16 protein-coding genes are annotated in these 23,491 nt (G+C 42.5%); 6 read left to right on the top strand and 10 right to left on the bottom strand.

All coding sequences use genetic code 11. From position 1 onward, the window contains the following. Positions 1-11 precede the first annotated feature (11 nt). Together recN and EL144_RS10025 are read right to left on the bottom strand one after the other, a co-directional pair. The gene (recN, locus tag EL144_RS10030; RefSeq protein WP_005703867.1) at positions 12-1,688 is read right to left on the bottom strand and encodes a DNA repair protein RecN; all 1,677 of its coding nucleotides are present in this window, start codon (positions 1,686-1,688) and stop codon (positions 12-14) included. A 73-nt stretch (positions 1,689-1,761) separates the two neighbouring features. Then, entirely contained in the window at positions 1,762-2,679 is a 918-nt protein-coding gene (locus EL144_RS10025; protein WP_005703868.1) for an NAD(+) kinase, read from the bottom strand. Positions 2,680-2,810: 131 nt separating this feature from the next. Here EL144_RS10025 and grpE point away from each other — a divergent pair, with 131 nt between their 5' ends. Continuing rightward, on the top strand, positions 2,811-3,386 hold the full coding sequence (gene grpE / locus EL144_RS10020) for a nucleotide exchange factor GrpE (protein WP_005703869.1): 576 nt from the start codon (positions 2,811-2,813) through the stop codon (positions 3,384-3,386). Positions 3,387-3,495: 109 nt separating this feature from the next. Here grpE and EL144_RS10015 read toward each other — a convergent pair whose 3' ends face one another. Continuing rightward, positions 3,496-6,564 (bottom strand): TonB-dependent hemoglobin/transferrin/lactoferrin family receptor, encoded by a 3,069-nt coding sequence (locus tag EL144_RS10015; RefSeq protein ID WP_012771658.1) that lies wholly within the window; start codon positions 6,562-6,564, stop codon positions 3,496-3,498. A 180-nt stretch (positions 6,565-6,744) separates the two neighbouring features. After that, a complete protein-coding gene (mnmC, locus tag EL144_RS10010; protein ID WP_005703872.1) occupies positions 6,745-8,763 on the bottom strand; it encodes a bifunctional tRNA (5-methylaminomethyl-2-thiouridine)(34)-methyltransferase MnmD/FAD-dependent 5-carboxymethylaminomethyl-2-thiouridine(34) oxidoreductase MnmC in 2,019 nt (672 codons plus the stop codon). Between the two features lie 170 nt (positions 8,764-8,933). Between mnmC and fabB the strand changes: the two genes are divergently transcribed. Together fabB and EL144_RS10000 are read left to right on the top strand one after the other, a co-directional pair. Further along, positions 8,934-10,154 carry a beta-ketoacyl-ACP synthase I gene (fabB, locus tag EL144_RS10005; protein WP_005703873.1) on the top strand — a complete coding sequence of 407 codons (1,221 nt, stop codon included), beginning with the start codon at positions 8,934-8,936 and terminating at the stop codon, positions 10,152-10,154. A 144-nt stretch (positions 10,155-10,298) separates the two neighbouring features. Beyond that, positions 10,299-12,149: an ATP-binding protein gene (locus EL144_RS10000; protein ID WP_005703875.1), complete on the top strand. Its 1,851-nt coding sequence runs from the start codon at positions 10,299-10,301 to the stop codon at positions 12,147-12,149. A 195-nt stretch (positions 12,150-12,344) separates the two neighbouring features. Here the strand turns inward: EL144_RS10000 and mglC are convergent, their stop codons facing one another. The 4 genes from mglC to EL144_RS09980 form a co-directional block, all read right to left on the bottom strand. Beyond that, on the bottom strand, positions 12,345-13,355 hold the full coding sequence (gene mglC, locus EL144_RS09995; protein ID WP_005701032.1) for a galactose/methyl galactoside ABC transporter permease MglC: 1,011 nt from the start codon (positions 13,353-13,355) through the stop codon (positions 12,345-12,347). A gap of 18 nt (positions 13,356-13,373) precedes the next feature. Continuing rightward, positions 13,374-14,912 carry a galactose/methyl galactoside ABC transporter ATP-binding protein MglA gene (gene mglA, locus EL144_RS09990; RefSeq protein ID WP_005703876.1) on the bottom strand — a complete coding sequence of 513 codons (1,539 nt, stop codon included), beginning with the start codon at positions 14,910-14,912 and terminating at the stop codon, positions 13,374-13,376. Between the two features lie 73 nt (positions 14,913-14,985). Further along, a complete protein-coding gene (gene mglB, locus EL144_RS09985; protein WP_005703877.1) occupies positions 14,986-15,978 on the bottom strand; it encodes a galactose/glucose ABC transporter substrate-binding protein MglB in 993 nt (330 codons plus the stop codon). 209 nt (positions 15,979-16,187) lie between these two features. Then, positions 16,188-17,207 (bottom strand): substrate-binding domain-containing protein, encoded by a 1,020-nt coding sequence (locus EL144_RS09980; RefSeq protein WP_005703878.1) that lies wholly within the window; start codon positions 17,205-17,207, stop codon positions 16,188-16,190. Between the two features lie 241 nt (positions 17,208-17,448). Here EL144_RS09980 and galT point away from each other — a divergent pair, with 241 nt between their 5' ends. From galT to galM, 3 genes are all read left to right on the top strand, one after another. After that, positions 17,449-18,492: a galactose-1-phosphate uridylyltransferase gene (gene galT / locus EL144_RS09975; protein ID WP_032995173.1), complete on the top strand. Its 1,044-nt coding sequence runs from the start codon at positions 17,449-17,451 to the stop codon at positions 18,490-18,492. Positions 18,493-18,623: 131 nt separating this feature from the next. Next, positions 18,624-19,778, top strand: coding sequence for a galactokinase (galK, locus tag EL144_RS09970; RefSeq protein WP_005703880.1), 1,155 nt, complete (start codon positions 18,624-18,626; stop codon positions 19,776-19,778). Further along, on the top strand, positions 19,772-20,803 hold the full coding sequence (gene galM, locus EL144_RS09965) for a galactose-1-epimerase (RefSeq protein WP_005703882.1): 1,032 nt from the start codon (positions 19,772-19,774) through the stop codon (positions 20,801-20,803). The genes galK and galM overlap by 7 nt, the downstream gene beginning before the upstream one ends. Before the next feature lie 212 nt (positions 20,804-21,015). Here galM and aroA read toward each other — a convergent pair whose 3' ends face one another. Together aroA and hisC are read right to left on the bottom strand one after the other, a co-directional pair. Continuing rightward, complete coding sequence (gene aroA / locus EL144_RS09960; protein WP_005703883.1) at positions 21,016-22,341, bottom strand: 3-phosphoshikimate 1-carboxyvinyltransferase; 1,326 nt, start codon at positions 22,339-22,341, stop codon at positions 21,016-21,018. A 10-nt stretch (positions 22,342-22,351) separates the two neighbouring features. Next, a complete protein-coding gene (hisC, locus tag EL144_RS09955) occupies positions 22,352-23,449 on the bottom strand; it encodes a histidinol-phosphate transaminase (RefSeq protein ID WP_005703884.1) in 1,098 nt (365 codons plus the stop codon). Between the last annotated feature and the right edge of the window lie 42 nt (positions 23,450-23,491).

Here is a 23,491-nt window from a genome sequence, read left to right as displayed (position 1 = left end):
TCGTGTGGCGATTAAGCTGCCGCATCCAACATTTCTTTTGCATTGGCCAACACGGCGTCGGTAATTTTGCTACCGCCCAACAATTTAGCCAAGGCATTGACCCGTTGTTGAGCCGAAAGTGCGGTCATTTTTGTTTCCGTTTTTTGATCGACGGTCGATTTTTCGACGGAGAAATGATGTATTCCGTGACAGGCAACTTGTGGTAAGTGGGTGACACAAATGACTTGGCATTTTTCGCTGAGTTTTCTTAATAGTTTGCCCACCACATTCGCTGTGGCGCCACTGATGCCTACATCAATTTCATCAAAAATTAATGTCGGAATTGCTGTTTGATTGGAGGCTTGCACTTGAATAGCCAACGCAATACGGGAAAGCTCACCGCCAGAAGCAATTTTCGCGAGTGGTTGTGCGGTTTGCCCTAAGTTACTTTGCAATGTGAAAATTGCATTGTCCGCACCATTTGCGCCGATCTTGTCATAGTCACTATGTAGCTCAATAAAAAATTCTGCGTGTTCCATGGCCAACTGTTTAATGGATCTTCTAACCAACTGTGCCAATTTTTGTGCACCAGCTTGACGACTTTGATGAAGTGCAATTGCTGTTTCCAACATTTTTTCACGGGCAATCTGTTCTTGCGCGATCAATTCTTCTTCACTTTCAGAAAAATTTACTAACTGGACTAATTCCTGCTTTAGCTGACGATGAAATTCTACTAAATCTTGCGGTTTGATATTGTGTTTGCGTGCCAGTTGTACCGCTGTGCCCATTCGTTGTTCGATTTCAGCCAATAATGCAGGATCTTGTTCAATATGGCTACTTAGTGATTGCATTTCACTGGTGGCTTCTTGTACTTGAATTAAGGCCTCTTGTAACAGATTTTGGACTTCGGTATAACGATTATCCAATTCGCACAATTCGTTTAAATGTTGTGTAGTGCGATAGAGTAAGGAATCCACGCTCACCGTTTCATTCTCACTTAATAATTGCAAGACCGACTGTGAAAGTTGGGTAAGTTCTTCGCTGTTGGATAAGCGGGTGTGATCTTCTTCTAATTCCGCGTATTCATTCTCCTTTAAATTAAACTCATCCAGTTCACTGACTTGATATTGTAAAAGCTGTTTTCGAGCTTCATTTTCCGCGCATTTTTGTTGGAAGGTTTTTACTTGATGTTGCAGGTTTCGCCATATTTGATAGTCGGCGCTCATTTGTTGCAAAAGTGCAGTGTGGTGACAAAAATTATCAACAAGCTGGAGTTGATATTCGTTTTTTAATAACAATTGGGAGGCGTGTTGGCTGTTAATTTGAATTAGATGTTGTCCAATATCTTTTAGTTGCGCAGCAGAAACAGGAATGCCGTTAATAAAGGCTTTTGACCGTCCGTCACTGTTAATGATACGCCGTAAAATACATTCTTCCGGATTATCGGCGTCTTGCAGTTCTTGTTCCTGCAGGAATTGATAGGCAGGATTGTTTTTGTTGATATGAAAGGTGGCGCAAATATCGACGCGCTCTTGTCCTTCGCGTAACATGGAAATTTCCGTACGCTGGCCGAGACATAGCCCTAAGGCATCAATAGCAATGGATTTTCCCGCGCCGGTTTCACCGGTAATCACGGACATTCCCTGCATTAATTCAATGTTTAAATGACGAACGATAGCAAAATTATTAATTGTGAGTTGGGTCAACATAAGTAATCCTCTTTACTGTATGTTTGTCAGTATATTACTGTTTTAATGCACAGTAAAGAGGCTTTGTTGATTTTTAAGAAAAGTGACGTAACCAACCTAATTTTGTGCTTAATACTTTGTAATAATTGTAACTTTTGAGGTGCAATAAACGGAGCGGATAATCACATTTTTGAATATGTACAATATCATCAGGTCCGAATTGAAGGGCAACTTGACTGTCACAACCTAATTCCAATTTTGAGGTGTTGTATTCTGCAAAGCGAATGGAAATTTTGCTGTTACCATCCACCACCAACGGTCGTGAAGACAATGTGTGCGGAAACATCGGCACCAACGCAATAGCGTTCAGTTGTGGCGTAAGAATCGGACCTCCGGCAGAAAGAGAATATGCCGTAGAACCGGTGGGCGTTGAAATAATTAATCCGTCGGAACGTTGGGAAAAAGCAAATTGATCGTTGATATGCACATGAAAATCAATCATGTGGGCAATTTTGGCCGGGTGAATTACCGCCTCATTGACAGCAATGCCACTTGCAATGATTTCACCGCTTCGCTCGATACAGGCATTAAGTAAAAAACGTTCCTCTACAAAAAATTCGCCGTTTTTCAAACAGGCCTGTAATTGGGAATACGTATTTTTAGGATCAATATCCGTCAAAAAACCTAAATTGCCACGGTTAATGCCAATTAGCGGAATATTATATTTTGCCAAAATACGCGCACGTCCCAACATATTGCCATCACCACCAATTACGATAGCTAACTGGGCGGATTCGCCGATTTCTTCTAACGAAGCCAAATGTTTAGGCGGAAGCTCGATTTTTTTGCCGATTTCCTGTTCAACTAAAACGTGATAGCCATGCTCTAACAACCAAAAAAATAGATTTTTGTGCATTTGCAGGTTAATGTCATGGCGCGGTTTTCCCACAAGTCCAATGGTTTGAAATGATGTATGTAAGGTTTGGGGTTTGGCCGTATTTGGCGTATTCATATTTCTTTGTCGTTACTTGAATTCAATAAATTGGGCACTATATTACACCCAATCACCCTGACTTGCCAGCAAGTGCAGGGGTTAAGATTTTTTGTTATAATCGCCCAACTTTTATTTAACGGAGAATGACAATGGCAGACGAGCAAAGAACAGATAACAACCCGGAATTAGAACAGGAAATTCAACAAGAAGAACCCATTCAAGAACAAAACCAAACCGAAGATCCACTAGAAGAAGCTATTGCCCGAGTACAAGAACTGGAAGCACAATTAGCGGAAACCGCTAAAAAAGAACAGGACTTGTTATTACGCACCCGTGCTGAAATTGACAATATTCGTCGTCGTACTGAACAAGATGTGGAAAAAGCCCACAAATTCGCGTTAGAAAAGTTCGCCAAAGACATTTTAAACACTATTGATAACTTAGAACGCGCGCTCGCAACGCCGAGAAATACTGAAGATGAAAGTGTCAAAGCCCTATTTGACGGTGTTGAACTCACCTTAAAAGAACTATTGGCAACCGTTGCCCGTTTCGGCGTAGAGCCTGTGGGTGCTGTCGGCGAGACCTTCAATCCGGATTTACACCAAGCCATTTCTATGCAACCTGTAGAAGGTTTTGAAAGTAATCAAATCACCACCGTGTTACAAAAAGGCTACTTGCTAAACGGTCGCGTGATTCGCCCGGCAATGGTGATGGTGGCTGCGTAAGTTGAGCTAAATCGGATAAAAGTGCGGTCGTTTTAAAAAATGTTTTTCAAAACGACCGCACTTTAACGCAAAAGAAAAGGAGAAGCGAGGGCTTCTCCTTTTTGTTTGGTTAGAATTCAAGTTGCATTGAAAGTCTATAATTACGACCTGGTGCGTTGAAGCGGTTGATACCCAATCCGGTCTTTTGATCAATCAAATTACTTGTACCAAATGGGCGAATTGATCTTGCAGAATCCCAAGTAACATATTTTCTGTTTGTGAGATTATATACTCCGGCTCTTAAAGTTAAGTTTTTGATTGGTTTAATGTAACCAAGTAAATCAATCGTTGTATAAGAATTACTACGCCATTTGATGGAACTGTCTTTTTTTCCTTCGTCTTTGTGGTACATGTTGTAAGTATCTTTAGCTTGTTTTGCACCGGCATGGGTTATATACAGATCTAAACCGAATTTATCATCAGAATGAACATAACCTATACCATAAACAGCAGTTCTGGGCTGAATTGCGTTCATCGGAATATCGCCATCCATTCTCCCTTTTTGGTAAGTGTATTTATAACTTAAATTAAATCCATTAAGGATTTTTGCTAAATCATTCAAAGAAATTTGAGACACGATTTCAAAGCCTGTTACTTTTGCATTGGGTCTATTTATATTTTGATATACATTAAACGGGCGTAACTTAGAATGTCCTTGTAGTTGTTTGTTGCCTTTGTATACCAAATCAATGAAGTTATTATATCGGGTCTCAAACACAGACGTAGAAATATAGCCCACATCATTGTGTAAGGTTACAGACAATTCTTTAGTTTTTGCGGTTTCTTGCTCAAGATCCTTATTGGGTAATACAGAGAAATCAGGGTGTTTAAAGGTAAAATAAATTTCATCACTAGTTGGCGCCCGGAATGCTTTGCTATATTTCGCCTGCAAGCGCAGCCAATCTAGTGGATCTACCGTCGTATTCAATGAATATGAGCTGGCAGAGAACTTTTTCGGCTGCGCAATTTTTTTGATATTCGCGTTTGCGTTAGCTTCCCGTCTTGCCTGATTTTCAGGAGATGTTAAATCGGATGGATCAAACTTTGGATCTGTTATATACAGATTAGTTACCAGATCATCAGGAATTTTTGGGGTGACGCCGGGGATATATTCCGGATTATATTTCACTCGGTCATAACGGTAACCGATACCGAAACTTAAGTAATCATTTAATTTGAAATCGTCAATAAAGTACAGTGCGCCTGTTTTAGTTTTCACAGGAATTAGGAAAGAATAAACATTTTTTCTATTGCAAAGTGCGTTGTAGCGATCCGGATTATTTATTGAAGGTGAACAATCTTTAGGATACTGAGCCCACCACTTTATATTTCTAGCACTGATGCCTGAAATATTTATCATTTCTTTTTTAGATTCTGCCCATAGCCCACCATAGGACAGATCATGTTCTGTACCGGAGATTTCAATATGCTTTGTTAAATCAATATTGATTTGCTTTGTTTTGGTTGTAAGATCACGCTGCGTCCATAAGTTTTCTTGATAACCGGATTTATTTGGCATGAAAAATACCGGTCCGCTTAATTGATCCTTACTCATTACTTTAGTTTTGGCATATTTTTTACCATCACGTTCAAAAACTTCAAATGGAATATCAACCGGTGTTCCATCACGTTGAAAACCTCCAATCGTTTTTTTGTTACAGTTTATAGCATCACAGCTTAATATATGTGAAGTATTTGTTGTCAGAGTTTGTTCATCACCAATGACCTCTTCCGATTTTAAATTGTATTCTTTTCCATTTATTTCAAATGATTTTTTAGCCGGGGCTCCGGGGATTTTCAGTTCAACAGTACAGAAATTGCTAGGATCATTCTCATCTTCTTCACAGTACTTATAATATTTTACACCCGGATATTTTTGTTCCAGCACATGCCATTGTGCTTTTTGCCACCGGTATTTTGCAGTGCTACTTGGATCTAAAGGGACTTGCTCTTTTATTGTTTTTGTTTGTGCCGGAGTATTTGTATATTTGGCTAATTTATTATCATTACCGACAAGTTTATTATCCTCATTATATTTCATACCTAACTTATTTTGTGAGGTAGGGCACTTATCATTTCCATCACAATAATCATCTGTTCTTGCTCTAGTCGTAATCTTTTGTTGAGAATAAGTCATTTTTAGCGTATCCCAAAGTGGGGTAGTTGTGAAATTCTCATAAGTAAAAGCAAAGTTTTTACGTTCAACCTTATCATTCGTGTGTCTTAATTCTATTTCATCATAAGTTTTATATTTCGTGTTAGGCTTTAAGGTATAAGAGAAATCATGTCCTTTAGACGTTTGTTTATACAAGTCTGCCATAACGGAGAAACGGTGATTATCTGTTGGTTGAAATGCAAATTTCAATAATGTGCTGTCTAACGTACGGCGATAAGGATCTGCTTTTTCTCTGGCTTTTCCTTGAACTCTTTCATCGTAGTTTTTGTAACCAAAGTTCTCTAATTCATGTCCTTTGCGCGATGTAAGAACAGCAATCGCGTCAAAATATTTATAGCGACCGGCAAGCGTGAGCGTATTAAGATTTTGGTTATCTGCTGTGTTGTAGCCCCGCTTGTAGGAAGCATAATAGTTTTTATCGGTCAGATAGTCGCGTGCATCTTTGGTTTCAAAACTGACCGAACCACCTAATGCGCCACTACCTGATTTTAAAGAATCAGCCCCTTTTCGGATCGTAACTTGTTTTAGTGTCTCAATTTCTGCACTATTACGTGTATTATTAAAATTACCGTAACCTTCAAATAATTCTTTAAAACCTTGTGATGAGATGGTTTCTGCTTGTGCCAGTCCGTCAATTTGAATAGCGACCCGATTTTCTTCCACGCCTCGTACGGCAAATCCGCTGTTACCGAAACGCCCTGCTTCAACTACCGTTATACCGGTATCGTAACGAACTAAATCTTTTACGTCTTGGGCTTGTTGTTTCTCTAACTTTTTGGCATTTTTAACCGTTTCACCGATTTTCGGTGGAGTTTTATCATCAGGGTTTCCGTTACTCTCAGCACTGCTTGAAACAACGATCTCATTTAATTTTTCTTGTGCGCTTTCTTCTGCATAGGCAGTAGAAACAGTTAAACTAAGGAGAATAGAATAAGAAAGATAGTTTGGTTTAAATTTACTCATGTATGACCTTTGGTGTTAATTTTATTTTTTAATAAATGAAAATAATTCGCGAGATGATAATGAAATTTATTTTCTTTGCAACAATAACGATAAGTTATATCTAATTTATTTGATATATATCATAGTTTGAGTTTTGAAGGAGATGAATTATTTATTAAATAAACCTAATATTATGTAAGGTTAAAGATTTTTAATCGACGTACCCTTCAGCAATTTACGCATCCAACTGCGACTTGCGGATAGGTGGTGAATTAAGTCTTCGCTCAGCGGCAATGGTTCGTTATAGATAAGCGAAGCCAAAGTTTCGCCCAGTATCGGAGCGGAGGTTAAGCCGCGTGAGCCGAGGGCGCCGATGAGATATAAATTCGGAAACACGGCAGCCTGTGGAATGGGTTGTTTACGACGGCGTAAGTTAAACAAATTTTTATAATCCACGCATTGCTGTTCAAAATTCGGCACATTGCCGACTATCGGGATGCGATCGCGCACGGCGCAACGTACGCCGATTCGCGCCAGATTGGCAGACGTATCCACCTCTTTTACCCAAGGCATACCCTCTAAGTTCTTTTGGATTTTTTCCTGATTTTCCCGCTGTTCCTGTTCGCTAAAGGTGCGGTCAGCGCAATCACGCACATGGCTGGCGCCAATGCAATGGCTGGTTTTAGCCTGATCGGCAGGCGTGAGGTAGCCGTCATAGCAGATCACGGATTTCAGTTTCAGCAGATGCTCTGACGTGGGAATCTGGCTAACTTGTCCACGTACGGCATAAAGCGGTAGCGACTGCGTTTGTGGAAATTCATGCAGTTGATGACCGTTGGCGAGGACAACGATTTGATGATGGAACGTTTCGTTTTCAGCATTTGTCACCAGCCAGCCGTTTTTTTGTGGGGAAAGTGCGGTCACTTTTTGTGATATTTTTATGCTGAGCCCGCGCCGTTGCAAATAAGCGAACAGATTCTGCACAAATTGTTGTGGCGCAAGCCATCCACCCAGTGGAATAAATCCGCCACCACAAGGCAACGGGAGACCGACTTTATCGCTTAATTCTGCTTGGTTTAAGCTTTGATAAAGGCTTTCAGGCAGCTGAAGTTGCGAAACTTTCTGTAATTTAACCGCACTTTTTTCGTTATACCCGCACAGCGCCACGCCACAAAATTCATGTTCAAATTCAATGAGGTTTTCGGCATTACGTAATTGTTGTAAGCCGTAAGCAAACGCGTGTATGTAAAAGCGAATGTTACGTTCGTCATCGTCGCTCAGTTGCGGATAAAACGCCCCTTGCTTATTGCCGGAGGCGTTCATCGCCGGCTGTGGATCTTCGCAATAAAGGGTGACGTTCGCGCCACGTTGCATTAAGGCGAATGCGGTAAATAAGGAGGCTATGCCGCCACCCACAATGGCAACATCCGCCACACCTTCAAACTGAGCAGGTTGTGGCAGGTACCATGGGGTGAAAAGTGCAGTTGGTTTTTCAAGTGTTTTTTCGCCCGCCAAACACTCCCGTTTTTTGCCGTAGCCTTTACGTTTTTGCACGCTGAAACCGACATTTTCTAGGCCTTTACGCACCGCACTTGCGGCAGTGAAGGTAGCGAATGTGCCTTGCGGTTTGGTGTAACGGTACATTTGCGTATAAAGCGCGTCATTCCACATATCAGGATTTTTACTCGGAGCAAATCCGTCTAAAAACCATGCATCGATTTTGTCACGCATATAATCGCCGAGCTGTGGCAAATTGTCGTGAATATCACCAAACCACAGATCAAGGGTCGTTTCCTCAAAATGAAAACGATAGCAACCTTCAATGGGATCCAACCAATGCTGCTGTAATTGTGTGGAGAGAGAGGCAAATTGCGGATAATGTTGATGAGCACGCGAGAGGGCTTCTGCGGTTAGCGGATATTTTTCAAAGGAAATAAAAAATAGGCGTTGTAATGTTGCCTGTGGAAATTGTTGGCGAAATTCACGAAACAGCGTGGTGACAGCCAAAAAATTCAGCCCGGTACCAAAGCCTGTTTCGGCAATAATAAAATACGCTTGTTCATGTTTCTGCCAGCGTTGCCACAATTGATTGCCCTGTTGGAAAACGTAATGGCTTTCTTCCAAACCGTCTTGGTTGGAAAAATAAACGTCGTCAAATTGGTCGGAAATAGGCGTATTTTCTTGATTGAAATGAATGTTGGCATGAGTCACTAAGCGCATTGGGCGTGATTTCCTTTGGTTGGTTTTGAGGTGTCTAATATGATACGCCGATTTTGCCTAACTGGTCTAACGTTATAATTAATGCTTGCAATATTTTGATTTCATAGTAAATTGCGTTCAGCTAACAAATGTAAGTCGAAATCAATTTCCCAACTCATAAGGAATAACGAATGAAAAGAGCAGTGATCACCGGATTTGGTATTATTTCCAGTATTGGTAACAACAAAGAAGAAGTATTGGCTTCATTGAAAGCCGGTAAATCCGGTATTGAAGTCGTGCCTGAATTTATCGACATGAAAATGCGTAGCCATGTAGCAGGTACCGTTAAATTAAACCCAAGCGAGTTAATCGATCGTAAAGTGTATCGCTTCATGGGGGATGCTGCAGCCTATGCTTACCTTTCTATGAAAGAGGCCATTGAAGATGCTGGTTTAACTGAAGAACAAGTGTCTAACGAACGTACCGGCTTGGTTATCGGCGCCGGCACAGGTTCTGCCCACAACCAGTTGGTGGCTTGCGATGCTGTGCGTGGTCCGCGCGGTGTGAAAGCCATCGGCCCTTATGCCGTCACTAAAACTATGGCATCCAGCGTATCCGCTTGCTTAGCAACTCCATACAAAATTAAGGGCGTGAGTTACAGTATCAGTTCCGCTTGCGCCACTTCAGCACACTGTATTGGTAACGCATTAGAACTCATTCAATTAGGTAAACAAGACATTGTGTTTGCAGGCGGTGCGGAAGAGTTGTCTTGGGAATGTGCGACTGAATTTGACGCGATGGGCGCAGTTTCCACTAAATACAATGAAACCCCAACCAAAGCCTCCCGTGCGTACGATGCAAACCGTGACGGTTTCGTGATTGCCGGCGGCGGCGCAGTGGTTGTCGTAGAAGAATTAGAGCACGCATTGGCGCGCGGCGCAAAAATTTATGCCGAAATTGTCGGTTATGGTGCGACTTCCGATGGTTATGACATGGTCGCTCCAAGCGGTGAAGGCGCAGAACGTTGCATGAAACAAGCCATGGCAACCATTGACACACCAATCGACTACATTAACGTGCACGGTACATCGACTCCTGTAGGTGATGTGAAAGAATTGGGTGCGATTAAAAATGTATTTGGCGATAAAATCCCGGCAATTTCTTCCACCAAGTCCATGACAGGTCACTCTTTAGGGGCTGCCGGTGCGCATGAAGCTATTTATACCTTGTTAATGTTAGATAACGATTTCATCGCACCGAGCATTAACATTGAAACTTTGGATGAGCAAGCCGTTGGTTGTAACATCGTGACCGAAACGAAAGAAAACGCCGGTTTACAAACCGTGATGTCCAACAGTTTCGGTTTTGGTGGTACCAACGCGACTTTAGTCTTTAAACGTTACAAAGGTTAATCTTTCGGATTAATTTCTCTTAAAAGTGCGGTCGAAATTCAATGTGTTTTTCGACCGCACTTTTTCTGTCCTAGCAAAACTTTTCCGCGAGATCTGTACAATTAAGGTACAATAGCCATCATTTTTCTTTTGTCACGGAATGCTATGAAAAATATTAAACATTTTGCCCGTCGTTATGTGGATTGGGTAGTTCGTCTAGGGAAAATTCGTTTTTCCATTTTAGGTGTCGCCGTGCTGGCTGTGTTAGCGCTTTGCACACAAATTATCTTGAGTATCATTTTTGTTGGAAAAATTTATTGGCAGGATCTTTTCCGTTCCATTGTGTTCGGTATGATTTCCGCGCCTTTCGTGATTTATTTTTTTACCTTATTAGTGGAAAAATTGGAGCACTCCCGTTTGGCGTTGTCCCATTCCGTTGAGAATTTGCAAAAAGAAATCGACGAGCGTCTTTTGGCGGAAAAGCGCTTGTCCGCGGCTTTAGATAAAGTAGAAAAAATCAACCGCGACAAAACCACGTTGATGACGACCATTAGCCATGAGTTACGCACGCCGTTAAACGGTATTATTGGCTTAAGCCGAATTTTATTGGAAGAACAACCCACCGAACGTCAACAGAATTATTTAAAAACTATCAATAGTAGCGCCGTTTCACTGTCACATATTTTCAGCGACATTATTGATTTGGAAAAAATTGACGCCCGCCGAATCGAATTACATCGCAAAGAGACGGATTTTTACGCTTTGCTTAATGATATTAGCAATTTCGCCTTATTAATGGCGGAAGAAAAACGCCTTGAATTTCATTTGAATTGCCCGCCAACCTTGCCAAACTGGCTTATGTTAGATGGCGTACGACTTAATCAGGTTTTATGGAACTTGATTACTAATGCGGTGAAATTTACGCAACAAGGTAGTGTAACGTTATCCGTTGAACAAACCGCCGACAATGAATTTGCCATTCGGGTAACGGATACCGGCATTGGTATTGATGAAGCGGATTTAGAAAAAATCTTTGAACTGTATTATCAGGTTAATTCTAATCGCAATAAATCCTTGGGCAGTGGTATTGGGTTGTCGATTTCTAAAGCTATTGCACAGCTGATGGGAGGCGATTTAACTGTTACTAGCGAGATTGGTCACGGTTCCACCTTCCTGTTGACGTTTAAGGCGGAAGAAGCTTTCTGTCCGTCGTCTGAAGACAGTAAGTTACCATTAAAGCTTAATATCTTGTTGGTGGAAGATATTGAAGTAAATGTGGTAGTGGCGAAATCCTTGTTGGAAAAATTGGGTTACCAAATTGATGTCGCCATGACCGGCACGCAGGCCATCGAAAAATTTGAACAAAATTATTACGATTTGGTGTTTTTGGATATTCAATTGCCGGATATGTCAGGCTTTGATATTGCCAACCACCTGCGCCAAAACTATGAAAACGGCACCTATGACTTCCTTCCTCCGTTAATTGCATTGACGGCAAATGTGGTGCAGAAGAAGGAGGAATATATGGCGCAAGGCATGGATGATGTTATCCACAAACCGCTTTCTCTGGATGAGTTGAATCAGTGTCTGTTCGATTATTTTGGTGAAGAAATTACGCAATTTGAGCTTACTGAAACCAAACAACCGCAAGTATCTTCCGATTTCGACACGAAAATGCTGACCGAACTGGTGGAAATGTTAGGCGTGAATTTTGTGCAAGATAATCTGACATTATTTGAAGAGACTATGGATGGCTATATCATTGAATTGCAACAAGCCTACCAAGCCTATTTGCAAGATCCGGAGCTACAAACGAATGTACTTTCTTCAGCTCATAAAATTAAAGGCGCCTTGGCTTCCGTTGGTTTAAAACGTTTACAGGAAATCGCCTCGCGGGCACAAAATGCCGAGACAGAACAATGGCAGGATAATATCGCAAACTGGGTGAATCTGTTGGCGACCGAATGGCAAGGCGAGGTAGATAAATTGCGGGTGTGGTTAAGCGAGTGTGAATAGAAAAACGCTGTTTTGTGACTGTACTTGGGGCTTTTATTTGTAGGGACATTCAAGCATGGATGCTTGAATCATCAGATGACTAAAAATCACTGGTAAGTTCTCAAAGAGATTCTCAAATTACAAAAAATAATGACCGCACTTAATTAAGTGCGGTCGTTTTTTATGGTGTTTTTCAATTTTTTATGAATCGGAAGATTATTTTTTCTTCGCGTATTTCAAGGAGTCGATAGCCACAGCAAGGATGATGATGCTACCTTTGATGATATATTGCCAGTAAGGGTTAACGCCGATGTAAGTTAAGCCGTAGTTGATTACGGTGAAGATAATTACCCCGGTAATAACGCCGACAACCGTTCCCACACCGCCGGCAAAGGATACGCCACCCACTACGCAAGCGGCAATAGCATCCAACTCATACATGAAACCGAGGTTGTTGGTGGCGGAGCCGATACGACCGGCTTCTAACATCCCACCGAATGCATAGAACATACCAGCAATGATATAGATAGCTACAAGGTTACGGGCGACGTTTACACCGGATACTTTGGCTGCTTCAGGGTTTCCGCCAATGGCGAAGATGTTTTTACCGAAACGAGTTTTGTTCCACATTACCCACACCAAGAAGGCGCAAATTGCGGCATAAATGGTGATGTAGGACAATTTAAACGCACCTAGACGAATAAAACCTTGGGCAAAGATAGAGAAGTTTTCGCTGAAACCGGCGATAGGGGAGCCACCTACAGCATCGTAATAAAGGGAGTTGAAACCGTAAACGATAATCATGGTACCCATAGTTGCGATAAACGGAGTCACGTTTAAGTAAGCGATAACCAAACCATTGACTAAGCCGATGACAGCACCAACAGCACAAACGGCAAGGATAACTACCGGAATTGGAATTTCACCGAGGTCAGGGAAAACACGGTTCATGTTTTCCATGGATTGCAACATGGTTGCAGAGATTACTGCAGCGAGACCGACCTGACGACCGGCAGACAAGTCGGTACCTTGTGTCACCAATAAGCCGGCAACCCCAAGGGCGATAATTAAACGCACAGAGGATTGGGTCAGAATGTTACTGAAGTTGACCAAGTTAAGAAATGTCGGATCTTGTGCGATGATGATGCCAAGTAAAATCAACAACACAAAATAAATCGCATTTTGTTTTAAAAAATCGAATGATTTATTTTTTTCTAAGGCACTCATAATTTGTTCCTTTGTTACTTATAAATATTTTGCGGCAAGTTGCAAAATCTCTTCTTGAGAGGTTTTTGCAGTTTCAACGATACCGGCAACTTTACCGTTACTCATCACGAGAATACGGTCGGTTACCCCAAGTAATTCAGGCATTTCGGAAGAGATCATGATGATGCCCTTATCTTTTTTCGCCAGTTCTTGAATTAATTGATAGATTTCAAACTTCGCACCAATATCAATCCCACGGGTTGGTTCGTCCAACATCAGAATCTCAGGTTGGGTCAATAACCAACGGCCGATAATGACTTTTTGTTGATTACCGCCGGAAAGTGAGCCAATCGTCGTTTTGTGCGATGGCGTTTTGACATTCATAGAATCAATTACCCATTGAGTGTCGCTACGCATTTTTTTATTGCTGAGTAACTTCCATGGTGTTAAGTAAGATTTCATATTGGAAATCAAGGAGTTGAACTCAATGCTTAAGTTAGAGTAAATCCCTGTTGAACGACGTTCTTCGGTCACCAAAGCAAAACCGTGGTTGATTGCCTCAAGTGCGGTGTGATTTTTCACTGTTTTTCCATTGAGTTTGATTGTGCCAATTTTCAGCTCGCGTACGCCGAAAATGGCTTCAACGATATCTGTACGTTTAGCACCAACGAGACCTGCAATCCCTAAAATTTCCCCTTTACGTAAATTGAAAGATACACCTTGAATAGAAGGCTGGTTTAACGCGGTAAGATTTTCCACTTCTAATGTGATTTCTTTTGGTACGTTGGTTTTTTCCGGGAAACGTTGAGTTAATTCACGACCTACCATCATGGAGACGATTTCTTCCATGGTGGAGGTTTTTACCGGTACGGTATTAATCCATTTTCCATCACGCAGAATGGTGATTTCATCACAAATTTTGAAGATTTCATCCATTTTGTGAGATATGTAAATAATACCGCAACCGCGATCTTTTAATTTTTGAATGATTTTAAACAGATGTTCTACTTCTTTTTCAGAAAGTGAGGATGTCGGTTCATCCATAATCACAATTTTAGCGTTATAAGAAAACGCTTTCGCAATTTCGATCATCTGCATTTGTGAAACGGAAAGTTTGGCTACTTTTTCTTTTGGATCAACATCAATGTCCAATTCATCAAAAATAGCTTTGGTATCACGGTACATTTTCGCGTGATCCACAAAAGGCCCTTTAAGTGGGTAACGACCAAGCCATAGGTTATCCATTACGCTGGTTTGACGCACAAGGTTAAGCTCTTGGTGCACCATGGAAATGCCATTTTCTAAGGCATCTTTTGAGGTTTTAAAATTCACGGGTTTGCCTAAAAACAAGATTTCACCTTCGTCTTTAGCGTAAATGCCGAACAAGCATTTTAACAACGTGGATTTACCCGTACCGTTTTCCCCCATCAATGCGTGTACAGAATGCGAACGGACGCTTAAGTTTGCGTGATCTAAGGCTTTTACGCCCGGAAAGGACTTGCTGACATTAGTCATGGTAAGCAGGACTTCGCCATTTTGATTTTGGCTTCCGCTTTGACTTTGAATTTGCTCTGTCATATCCAACCTCATAAATAAAGGGGAAGGGACATAAGTGTTGTCCTACGCTTCCCCTTACATTAATAAAACAAATTTATTTTAAGAATTCTGATAAGTTATCTTTATCTACACCAACATAAGGAATGCGTACAACACGATCTTTAAGTTCCCATTTAGTGCCTTCGGTAGCCGGTTTGCCGTTTGCTAAGTTATTAGATAACTCAACAACCGCTTTACCTTGGTTTACACCGTCATTTAACACAGTACCGGCAAGGTCGCCTTTCTTGATCAGTTGTAATGCTTCCGGTAGGGCGTCAACACCGAAAATCGGTAATTTTTTACCGTGTGCTTTGGTTGCTTCCAATGCGCCTAATGCCATACCATCGTTGTTAGAAATGATGACTTCAATGTCATTCGCTTTAGAACTGGACAACCAAGCATCCACTTTATCTTTCGCTAATGCAGCATCCCACATACCGGTATCAATGAAGAGTTGTTCAGTTTGAATGCCTTGAGCGTGTAATTGTTCTACTACATATTTTGTACGCGCTTCTGCATCTGGGTGACCAGGTTCGCCTTTTAATAAAACATATTGGATTTTGCCGTCTTTATTTAAGTCTAATGCCGGCATTGCTTTCCATTGTTTTGCAATTAAGTCACCCTGGATAATACCGGACTCTTTTGGATCAGTACCTACAAAGTAAGCGTTATCATAAGAGGCAATCGCTTTGGCGCCCGGGTCTTTATTAAAGAAAACAACAGGAATATTATCCGGTTTTGCTTTACCAATGATGGTTGGTGCAGCAGACGGGTCAACTAAGTTGATCGCAAGGGCTTTTACACCTTTGGAAAGTAATACGTCAACTTGGTCGTTTTGAATGGATTGTGCGTTTTGTGAATCATTCATTAACAATTTCACATCTTTTAATTGTTCAGCATCCTTTTGGATTTCTTTACGCATTAAAGACATAAAGTTATCGTCATATTTGTAAATGGTTACACCAATACGGGTTTCTGCTTGTGCGGCACTGATGCCTGCGCCGAAAGCGACTGCTAAAGCAACTGCACTTAAAACTGTTTTTTTCATAATGCATAGTCTCCATTTAACTATATTAAAATTGGATAGAGGTATTTAAGATGATAATTTATAAGGCATTATTATCAATTCTTACCTTTTTACACTGCAACCGCTACTCAGGTAATTGTGCGTAGAATACAGGCTTTTCTAATTCAAGACTGTGATCATATTCACATTTATGAAAACGATTACATCTTTAGCTTAAAAATAATACAATTTTAGTTCTTTACACTGTTGTGATAGGTGTTTTCCACCGAAAATCGTCTGACCAACGTCGGATTAAACTGTGGATTAATCGGCATGGAAATCGTTTTATCTACTAGGCTGAGCGCTAATTTAGCTGCGTAATTTGCCATTAAATCAATAGGGTAGCGAATAGTTGTCAATTTAGGTACCAAATAACGGGCGATAGGCATATCGTCAAAGCCGATAATCGAAAATTGTTTCGGTACTTTAATATTATTTTCGTTGAGTACAGACAACGCACCGGCCGCCATAGAATCATTGTAAGCTACCACAGCAGTCAAGTTATCGTTATAACTTAATAGGTTAATCATGGCTTCTTCGCCACCTTCAAAATCCGGCGAGTTATGCACGATAGCATTTTCCTCAATAGGGATGTGGTGCTCTATGAGGGCTTCTAAATAGCCTTGTTTACGATCCGCTTCATCGTTAATTTTATGGTTCGACCCGATATAACCAATATGCCGATGTCCCGCCTTTATTAAGGTGTTAGTGGCGATGTAGGTGCCTTTTTGGTTATCTAAACTTACACAACGGGATTCATAGCCTTTAATACAACGATTGATAATCACCATGCCGGGCACACTTTCTAAGTAAGTCGCCAAGGTTTGATCATCTAAAGCCTTGGAATGCACCACTAAACAGTTACAACGTTTGCGCAGTAGCGTATCAATGGCTTCTTTTTCTTTTTCTGCCTGATGGTATCCCATACCGATCAAAATATTTTTGCCGTGTTCCATGGCAACGTGATCCACTGCTTTTACCAAAATGGCAAAAAATGCATCTGTCACATCCGTCACCACGACACCTAAGGTATCGGAGTTTTGAGAAGCTAACGCTTGGGCGTTAGCATTAGGGCGATATCCCAATTGTTCAATGGCTTTAAGCACCGCAAGGCGGGTGTCTTCTTTCGCTGATGGATGGTTGTTTAGTACTCTGGATACTGTCGCAACCGATACGCCCGCCTGTTTTGCGACATCTCGAATCGTTACCATAAAACACCTTTTGATCTTTAACTGAATTTTGCTAAATCATAATCTTAAATAGTTGTATTTGAAAACGCTTACTTTTAAAATTGCTGGGTTCGTCACAAATTTTTTATATTTATAAAAGGTTTTTAGTATAAAGCACAGAATGAAATCTGTTTTTGTGATCTTGTTAACAGTTTATTTTACTCAATATGGTATTTTATGTAATCGTTTTCATAAATTAAATACAACCGAACAGAGGTACATTATGACAACTGTTTTTGACCCTACCGAACACCCACACCGCAGATATAACCCCTTGATTGACCAATGGGTTTTGGTTTCTCCTCACCGTGCTAAACGCCCATGGCAAGGGCAACAAGAAAAAGTGAGTGAAGAACAAAAGCCAAGTCACGATCCGAATTGCTATCTTTGCCCGCGTAATAAACGCATTACCGGTGAGCCGAATCCCGATTATCACAAACCTTATGTGTTTAAAAATGACTTCTCCGCACTGTTAGAAGACACACCGGCACCGCAACATAATGACAATCCGTTATTCCAAAGCTCGCAAGCGCGCGGGGAAAGTCGTGTGATTTGTTTTTCACCCGACCATAGTAAAACGTTGCCATTATTGACCGCACTTGAGATCGAAGAGGTCATTAAAGTCTGGCAGGAACAGATCCGTGAACTCGGACAAAAATACCAATGGGTACAACTCTTTGAAAATAAAGGCGCAGCGATGGGCTGTTCTAATCCACATCCACACGGACAAATCTGGGCAAACAGTTTTCTGCCGAATGAGGTGGCACGGGAAGACAATGCTCAACGCCAATATTATGAGAAACACGGCTCTGTGCTGTTAGTGGATTACGTCCAACAAGAACTGGCCCGCAAAGAACGTATCGTTGTGGAGACAGAACATTGGGTTGCTGTGGTGCCGTATTGGGCGGTTTGGCCGTTTGAAACGTTGTTGTTACCAAAAGCACAGGTTAAACGCTTAACGGAATTAAGTGACGCCCAAGCGAAAGATTTGGCGGTGATATTGAAAAAACTCACGACCAAATATGACAACTTATTTGAAACCTCTTTCCCGTATTCCATGGGTTTCCACGCCGCACCGTTTAACGGCGAAGAAAACAACCATTGGCAATTGCACGCCCATTTCTACCCGCCGCTTTTACGCTCTGCCACTGTGCGCAAGTTTATGGTGGGTTACGAAATGCTCGGCGAAAGCCAACGTGATTTAACGGCAGAACAAGCAGCAGAAAGACTGCGTGCGTTGAGTGACGTGCATTATAAAGTGCGGTGAAATTTTTGTGGTTTGTAGGGATAGGCTTTATGCCTGTCCAATATTAGACATCTAGGTTTTGATAAGACAGGCATAAAGCCTGTCCCTACGCATTTAGAGCCAAATTTATGAGAAATTCAGAAGGAAATAACATGACCCCAATCCAAAAATCCCAACACATTTTCAACCAAAAATACAATCAACAACCAGAGTTGACCGTGTATGCTCCCGGTCGCGTTAATATCATCGGCGAACATACCGACTACAACGATGGCTTTGTGATGCCATGCGCCATTAACTATGGTACGGCGATTGCCGGCGCGAAACGCAACGATCATGTTTGGAATGTGTATGCTGCCGATTTGGATCTGTCTGATGAGTTTTCGCTAGATAAAGAAATCCCACAAAGTGAACAAAAATGGGCGAATTATGTGCGTGGTGTGGTGAAATTTATTCAGGAACGTTGCCCTGATTTTAAACAAGGGGCGGATTTGGTGATTTCCGGTAACGTGCCGCATTCTTCCGGCTTGAGCTCTTCTGCTGCGTTGGAAGTGGCAATAGGAAAATTCTGTCAGCAGTTGAGCGATTTGCCTTTAAGCCATACGGATATTGCGCTTATCGGGCAAAAAGCGGAAAACAAATTTGTTGGTGCCAACTGTGGCAATATGGATCAGCTGATTTCTGCGCTCGGACAACAAGATCATTTGTTGATGATTGACTGCCGTAGCCTTGAGACCCAACCAACGCCAGTGCCGCAGGATGTAGCGGTGATTATCGTGAACTCTAATGTGCCGCATGATTTGGTCACCGGCGAATACAACACCCGTCGTCAGCAATGTGAACGTGCAGCGGCGTTTTTCGGCGTGAAAGCCTTGCGTGATGTGTCAGTGGCACAATTTAAAGAAAAAGAACCAGAATTGACCGCACTTGATCCGCTGGTCGTCAAACGCGCCCGCCATGTAGTCACGGAAAATCAACGCGTGTTAGATGCGGTAGAAGCCTTGAAACATAACGACTTAACCCGTCTTGGCGAATTAATGGGACAGTCGCACGATTCCATGCGAGACGATTTTGAAATCACCGTGCCACAAATTGATTATTTAGTAGAATTGGCGCAGTTGGTCATCGGTAAACAGGGCGGTGCACGCATGACCGGAGGTGGTTTCGGTGGTTGTATCGTTGCTCTTGCGCCACACGATAAAGTGGAAGCTGTACGTAAAATCGTGGCAGACAATTACGAAAAACAAACGGGCTTGAAAGAAGACTTCTATGTTTGCACCGCTTCGCAAGGAGCACACGTATGTTAGAACATCATGTTCAAGGCACTGCGCCGGACAGCTTGCCATTTAATCTTTTCACCTTGCAAAATGCGCAAGGAATGCGAGTGCGGTTTACTGATTGGGGGGCGACGTGGACGTCTTGTCGCGTGCCGGTCAAGGGTGTATTACGTGAAGTCTTGCTTAGTTGCAAATTGGAAGAGTATTCCGTTCAGCAAGCCTATTTAGGCGCGAGTGTCGGGCGTTATGCCAACCGTATTGCCAATGCCCAATTTACGCTTAATGATAAAACCGTGACCTTAACCGCCAATCAAGGAAAACACCAACTTCATGGCGGTGTAAACGGCTTTGATAAACGCCGTTGGGCACTAGAAAAGTGCGGTGAAAATTTCGTGTGTTTTTCCTTGCATTCCGCCGACGGCGATCAAGGCTTTCCCGGCAATGTGGATGTGACGGTGACTTACACATTAACGGAAGAGAATTCGGTAAAAATCGAGTATGCAGGGAAAAGCGATCAGGATACGGCATTGAATTTAACCAACCATGCTTATTTCAATTTAGAAAATGCTGAGCAGGGGACAGATGTTCGTCATCACCGCTTGCGCCTGAATGCAGATTTCTATTTGCCGGTAGATAGCGAAGGCATTCCAAATTCGCCGTTAAAACACGTTGTCGGCACAAGTTTTGATTTTCGCGTTGCCAAGCCGATTCAACAAGATTTTATGCAAGGCGAACAGCTAGCCACCAAAGGTTATGATCATTCTTTTATTGTGAACAAGGCCTGGCAAAAACCTTGTGTCTTGTTGAGTTCACCAAATGACGATTTGCATTTGGAGGTGCTGACTTCACAAGCCGCATTACAGGTTTACACCGGTAACTTCCTCGCTGGCACACCCACTCGAAAGGGCACGCAATACGCTGATTACAGCGGCGTTGCGTTGGAAACGCAATGTTTACCGGACACACCAAATCACCCGGAATGGCAAAATTACGGAGGCATTGTGAAAGCTGATGAGGAATATTATCAATGGACGGAGTATCGTTTTAAAAATTAAGGCGTTCTAAAAAATGCACCGCACAGATTGGTTAAAAGTGCGGTGCATTTTTTTCACGTTTTTTACGGTATTATGTAGCAAATGCACAAAACGCTTGCTGAGCCTGTCGAAGCATTAGTTTTGTGTATCGGAGAAGCTGAAATGACTTACACTTCGACAAGCTCAGTGACCGCAATTTCAGCTTTGTGCAACTGCTACATAATGTCGGTTTTTTAGACCGCGTTTGATTGTTGGGCAATAGCTAAAAATTCCTTGAAGAATGTCGGGAAGGTTTTGGCCGTGCAGTTTGGATCCAAAATCGTTACCGGCGTGTCGGATAACGCCACTAAGGCGAAACACATCGCCATGCGGTGATCGTTATAGGTTTCAATTTCCGCCGCCTTGAAGTCCGTTAATTTTAAGGGTTGAATACGAATAAAATCTTCGCCTTCTTCCACGTCAGCGCCCACTTTGCGCAGTTCGGTTGTCATGGCGGTTAAGCGATCCGTTTCTTTCACCCGCCAGTTATAAATGTTACGAATCACGGTTTCCCCTTCGGCAAACAGCGCGGTAGTGGCAATGGTCATGGCTGCATCGGGAATATGGTTCATGTCCATATCCACACCGTGTAACGGAGCTTGTTCCGCTTCAATGAAATCCTCGCCCCAGGTGATTTTTGCCCCCATTTTTTCTAACACGTCCGCAAATAAACGGTCGCCTTGAATACTGTTTTTGCCGATGCCCGTGACTTTCACTTTGCCTTTAATGGCACCTGCCGCTAAGAAATAAGAGGCGGAGGAGGCATCGCCTTCCACCAAAAACGAGCCGGGTGATTGGTAAGATTGTTTGCCTTTCACGAGAAAGCGTTGATAGTTTTGGTTTTCAACTTCCACACCGAAGATTTTCATCATGTTAAGGGTGATGTCGATGTAGGGTTTGGATACCAAATCACCAACAATTTCAATTTCACTGTCGTCTTCTGCAAGGGGGGCTGCCATTAAAAGTGCGGTCAAAAATTGTGATGAAATGAAGCCGTTGATTTTAATCGTGCCACCACGTAAGCCAGTGTTACGAATGGCAATCGGCGGGAAGCCCTCGTTTTCTAAATAACGAATGTCTGCGCCCGCCTGCAACAGCGCGTCTATTAAGTGCTGAATCGGGCGCTCTTTCATGCGCGGCTCGCCGGTTAAAATCACTTCATTTTGTGCGGAAGCGCCTTCACGCGCCAAACAAAGTGCCGCTGCCAACGGACGCATGGCGGTGCCTGCGTTACCTAAAAATAACGCTAAACCGTCATGCCATTGAAAGGCTCCACCTAAGCCATGCACTTCGCAGACAGATTTATCGTCAGATAGGGAATATTGCACGCCAAGCTGTTTTAAGGCGTTAAGCATGTGGCGGATGTCGTCGCTGTCTAGCAAATTAGTGACTTTGGTCGTCCCATGTGCTAATGCAGCCAACAATAAGGCGCGGTTGGACAGACTTTTCGAGCCGGGCATGTTGATCGTGCCTTCAATGTGGCGGATCGGGTTAAGGGTAATAGAAATGGCGTGTTGCATAAGTCGTCCGTTATAAGCCTAAGATTTCGCTAAGTGCGGTTAAAAAACGCTGATTTTCTTCCGGCAAGCCGATGCTGATGCGCAAATGGTTCGGCAAACCGTATCCGGCAAGCGGGCGCACGATCACACCTTTGCGTAACAACGCCTGATAAATCGGTGTGGCAGGTTGTTGTAAATCCAACATCACGAAATTGCCTTTGGACGGCACATAACGTAAGCCTTTCTCATCAAAGAAATGTTGCAATAATTGTAAACCGACGTGGTTATTTTCCGCTACTTTTGCGATAAATTCGTCATCTTGAATGGCGGCAGTGGCCGCGGCAAGGGCCAGGCTGTTGCAGTTAAACGGTTGACGTACGCGATTTAACAAGCCCGCAATTTCCGTAGAGGAGACCGCATAACCGATCCGCAAACCGGCTAATCCATAGGCTTTGGAGAGGGTACGGCACACAATAAGGTTCGGATATTTTGCCAACAAGCCGAAAGAATCCACGCGTTCGCTCGGCTCGGTAAATTCCACATAGGCTTCGTCCAGCGCCACGATCACTTGCGGAGGCACTTGGGCCAAAAAGTCGGCAATTTCTACCGCACTTGAGAAGGTGCCCGTCGGGTTATTCGGGTTGGCGATGTAAATTAATTTTGTTTTTGGCGTGATCGCTTTCAGAAAAGCAGTCAAATCATTGCCGTAATTTTTCGCCGGAATTTCTACACGTTTGGCATTCAAGGCTTGGCTAATCAACGGATAAACAATGAAGCCATATTGGGAATAAATGATTTCGTCCTGCTCGGAAGCAAAGGTATGGGCGATGAGTTCAATTAAATCATTGGAGCCGTTGCCAAGGGTGATTTGTTCCGGCTGTAACCCGAATTTTTCGGCAACTGCCTGTTTGAAATAAAATCCGTTGGAATCGGGGTAAAGATTAAGGTTGTCTAATTGCGCCTGAATGGCGTCTTTTGCACTTGGTGGTAAACCGAAGGGGTTTTCATTAGAAGCGAGCTTGATGATGTTATCAATGCCCAATTCGCGTTCCAGTTCTTCAATGGGTTTGCCTGCTTGATAGGGTAAAAGTGTTTTAACGCCTTCATTGGCGCGATCGAGGTACTGCATGGTTGCTCCGAGTGGTGATGAAGGAAAATAAAAGTGCGGTGG

The sequence above is a fragment of the Aggregatibacter aphrophilus ATCC 33389 genome, from assembly GCF_900636915.1.
In the GTDB taxonomy this organism is placed as follows: Bacteria; Pseudomonadota; Gammaproteobacteria; order Enterobacterales; family Pasteurellaceae; genus Aggregatibacter; species Aggregatibacter aphrophilus.
This window is presented reverse-complemented; position numbering and strand designations above follow the sequence as displayed.